This window comes from Ruegeria sp. J8, assembly GCF_056531925.1.
This window is the reverse complement of sequence record NZ_JBQFMR010000029.1, coordinates 1-4,078: the sequence shown is the minus strand read 5'-3', so window position 1 is coordinate 4,078 and position 4,078 is coordinate 1. Positions and strand designations below refer to the sequence as shown.

Sequence of the window (4,078 nt, the reverse complement as noted above, 5' to 3'; positions counted from 1 at the left end):
GCCGCATTTTTGTCGCCTGCGGCTTATGCTGAGGAGTTCATCACGATTGGCACGGGTGGTGTAACGGGCGTTTATTATCCGACGGGTGGCGCGATTTGTCGTTTGGTTAACAAGGGCCGTAAGGAGCATGGGGTTCGGTGTTCGGTGGAATCGACGGGTGGGTCGGTTTACAACATCAACACCATCCGCGAGGGTGAGCTGGAGTTTGGTGTGGCGCAGTCTGACTGGCAGTACCATGCTTACAACGGCACCTCGAAATTCGAAGATGCGGGCGCGTTTGAGAACCTGCGCGCGGTGTTCTCGGTCCATCCTGAGCCGTTCACGGTTGTGGCGCGCGCGGATGCGGGGATTTCCAGCTTTGAAGACCTCAAGGGCAAGCGCGTGAACATCGGCAACCCGGGTTCGGGTCAGCGCGGCACGATGGATGTTGTGCTTGAGGCCGTGGGCTGGACGCTGGACGATTTCGAGCTGGCCTCGGAGCTGAAAGCGGCTGAGCAGTCGGCGGCGCTGTGCGACAACCAGATCGATGCGATGATCTACACCGTGGGTCACCCGTCGGGCTCGATCCAGGAGGCGACCACTGCGTGTGATTCCGTTCTGGTGAACGTGACCGGCGATGCTATCGATGGTCTGATCGACGGCAATTCCTACTACCGCACCGCGACCATCCCCGGTGGCATGTATCGCGGCTCGGATGGCGACACCACGACCTTTGGTGTGGGCGCGACCTTTGTGACCTCGGCGGATGTATCCGATGACGCGGTCTATGCGGTTGTCAGCTCGGTCTTTGAAAACTTTGACGATTTCAAAAAGCTGCACCCGGCATTTGCGAACCTGAAGCCCGAAGAGATGATCTCGGACGGTCTGTCGGCGCCGCTGCATCCGGGTGCCGAGAAGTACTACAAGGAAAAAGGCTGGCTGCAGTAAGCCGGACCTGATGTGGGGCGCGCCTGTGACGGGCGCGCCCCTTTTGCACCCGGAGCAGCCGGGTGGACGATAAGGCCGAAACGGCCATATGACGGGGAGACGCCAGATGAGTTCCGACACACAATCCAACCGCCCGCTATCCGAGGAAGAGCTTCAGGATCTGGTGGCGTCCTCTGACGCGGGCGCGCGCAATCCGGCGGGGAATGTGGGGCTGTTTCTGGCCATCGTGGCGGTGCTGTGGTCGGTCTTTCAGGTGGTGCTGGCCTCGCCCTTGTCGAATGTGCTGCTGCCGGGCAGCGTGGTGAACAACTCGCGCCAGATCCATCTGGCCTTTGCGATCTTTCTGGCCTTTGCGGCCTATCCGGCGCTGAAATCCAGCCCGCGCAATTACATCCCCGTGCAGGATTGGATCATGGGCGTGGTGGGTGCGGTGATCGCGCTTTATGGTTATATTTTCTACGAAAAAGTCGTGAACAATGGCCTGCTGGCCGATGACGTGGACAAATGGGTGGCCCTGGCTGGGTTGCTGTTGCTGTTCGAGGCCGCGCGGCGTGCGCTTGGCCCGGCGATGGCGATCATTGCCACGATTTTCCTGGCCTATGTGTTCTTTGGCTCATCCTCCTGGGTGCCCGAGGTGATCCAGTGGAAGGGCGCCAGCCTGAAAAAGGCCATGAGCCATATGTGGATCACGTCCGAAGGTGTGTTTGGCATCGCTTTGGGCGTCTCGACCAAGTTCGTCTTCCTCTTCGTGCTGTTCGGTGCGCTTTTGGATAAGGCGGGTGCGGGCAATTACTTTATCAAGATGGCCTTTGGCGCGCTGGGTCACCTGCGCGGCGGCCCGGCCAAGGCGGCTGTGGTGGGGTCAGCGGCGACCGGACTGATCTCTGGTTCTTCGATTGCCAATGTGGTGACTACCGGCACCTTCACCATCCCGCTGATGAAGCGGGTGGGCTTTTCCAGCGAACAGGCGGGCTCGGTCGAGGTCGCCTCTTCGGTGAACGGTCAGATCATGCCGCCGGTGATGGGGGCAGCGGCCTTTTTGATGGTGGAATATGTGGGCATTTCCTATGTCGAGGTGATCACGCATGCCTTCCTGCCGGCGGCGATCTCGTACATCGCACTGGTCTATATCGTGCATCTTGAGGCGGTGAAGCGGAACATGCCGACGCTGGGCAACCGCGTGGTGTCGATGGGCCGCACGATCGGTGGCATGGCGCTGTTCTTTGTGGGCTTTGCCGGGCTGTGCTATGGCATCCAATACCCGATCAAGGCGGTGATTGCGCTGATCCCCGGTGCCTCGGGTCTGGTGCTGTCGGCGCTGGTTGTTGTGGCCTATATGATCTTGCTGAAGCTGGCCTCGGGGGTCGAGGATCTCGTCCCCGATGACCCCAACGCCAAAGAGGTCGAGCTGCCGGTCATTGCCGAGATCTACAAGGCCGGTCTGCATTACCTGCTGCCGATCATCGTGCTGGTCTACTTCCTGATGATCGAGCAGAAATCGCCAGGTCTGTCGGCTTTCTGGGCCACATCGCTGCTGTTCGTGATCCTGCTGACGCAGAAGCCGCTGAAGTCGATCTTCCGGGGTGAGAACAACACGGCCAATGCCTTCATGGCTGGCGTGGCCGACCTGTGGAACGGCCTGATCGACGGCGCGCGCAACATGATCGGCATCGCACTGGCCACCGCCACTGCAGGCGTGATTGTGGGCACCGTGACGCTGACCGGTGTGGGGCAGGTGATGGCCGATCTGGTCGAGTTCCTGTCGGGCGGCAACCTGATCGCCATGCTGGCGCTGGTGGGCCTGCTCAGCCTTATTCTGGGCATGGGCCTGCCGACCACGGCGAACTATATCGTCGTCAGCTCGCTGATGGCGGGTGTGGTCGTGGAACTGGGCGCGCAGGACGGTCTGATCGTGCCGCTGATCGCGGTGCATCTGTTTGTGTTCTACTTCGGCATCATGGCCGATGTGACGCCGCCCGTGGGTCTGGCCAGCTTTGCCGCTGCTGCCGTGTCAGGAGGCGACGCGATCAAGACGGGCTTCACCGCCTTCTTCTATTCCTTGCGCACCGTGGCGCTGCCGTTCGTGTTCATCTTCAACACCGATCTCTTGCTGATTGATGTGGGCTGGGTGCAGGGCATTCTGGTGGCCATCTCTGCGACCATCGCGATCCTGATCTTCACCGCCGGCACCATGGGCTGGTTCCTGACCCGCAACCGCATCTACGAAAGCGTGGCGCTGATCCTGATCGCCTTTGCGCTGTTCCGTCCGGACTTCTTCATGAACCGCATCGCGCCGCCCTTCGCGCAGATCGACCCGGCACAGCTGGAGCAAGCCGTGGGCGACGCCGCACCGGGCAGCACCCTGCGGATCGAGGTCGCGGGCCCCGATTTTGACACCGGCAACATGACCGAAACCACCGTGGTCCTGACGGTCGGCGACGAGGGTGATGGTGCGGCCCGCATCGACGCCCTTGGCCTGTTGCCGCTTGAGGAGGACGGCCTGGTCAAGCTGGATGAGCCTCTGTTCGGCACCCCGGTCTCGGACGAGCTGTCGAACTTCGACTACTACGCCGACGAGCCCGTCCGCATCACCACCGTGCAGGCCCCCCAGAACCAGCCCCCCAAAGAGCTGATCTTCATCCCGGCGCTGATCTTGCTGGGCTTCATCGCCTTCCTGCAACGCAGCCGTGCAGCCCGCACAAGCGAACAAGAGGTAACATCATGATCAAATCCGTCCTCTGTGCCGTAGATGCCGGGAAGCCCGAAACCGATGCCGAGGTCCTACGTCAGGCCGCGCGGCTGGCAGAGCTCGACAATGCTCAGCTTGATGTTGTTACGGTGCTGCCCGATTTTGGGGAATCCTTTGTCGGCAGCTTCTTCGAGCCCGAGCATCACGAGCAAGCCGTGGCCAAAGCGCAAGAAGCGCTCGAGGCGCTGGGTCAATCGGTCCTGGGCGAAGCGCGCAACGCACAGGTACGCCATGTGGTCGCCACGGGCACGGCCTATCAGAAAATCCTGCACACGGCCAAAGAAGCAGGCAGCGACCTGATCGTCATCGGCGCACACCGGCCCGACCTCAAAGACTACCTCCTCGGCCCAAACGCAGCACGCGTCGTCAGACACTCAGAAGTCTCAGTCTACGTCGTGCGCT

Annotated in this window: 3 protein-coding genes; all 3 read left to right on the top strand. The window is 61.3% G+C overall.

What is annotated here, in order from left to right:
- A partial coding sequence (locus tag ACR0L1_RS23655) for a TAXI family TRAP transporter solute-binding subunit (RefSeq protein ID WP_214648148.1) occupies positions 1-927 on the top strand: 927 nt, incomplete at its 5' end.
- 106 nt (positions 928-1,033) lie between these two features.
- Positions 1,034-3,652: a TRAP transporter permease gene (locus tag ACR0L1_RS23650; protein WP_170782436.1), complete on the top strand. Its 2,619-nt coding sequence runs from the start codon at positions 1,034-1,036 to the stop codon at positions 3,650-3,652.
- The coding region (locus ACR0L1_RS23645; protein WP_170775899.1) for a universal stress protein at positions 3,649-4,078 on the top strand (430 nt) is incomplete at its 3' end. The genes ACR0L1_RS23650 and ACR0L1_RS23645, both read left to right, overlap by 4 nt.

Excerpts from the sequence above, each read along its gene's own strand:
- ACR0L1_RS23650 (WP_170782436.1), top strand. The coding sequence starts at position 1,034 with ATGAGTTCCGACACACAATCCAACCGCCCGCTATCCGAGGAAGAGCTT.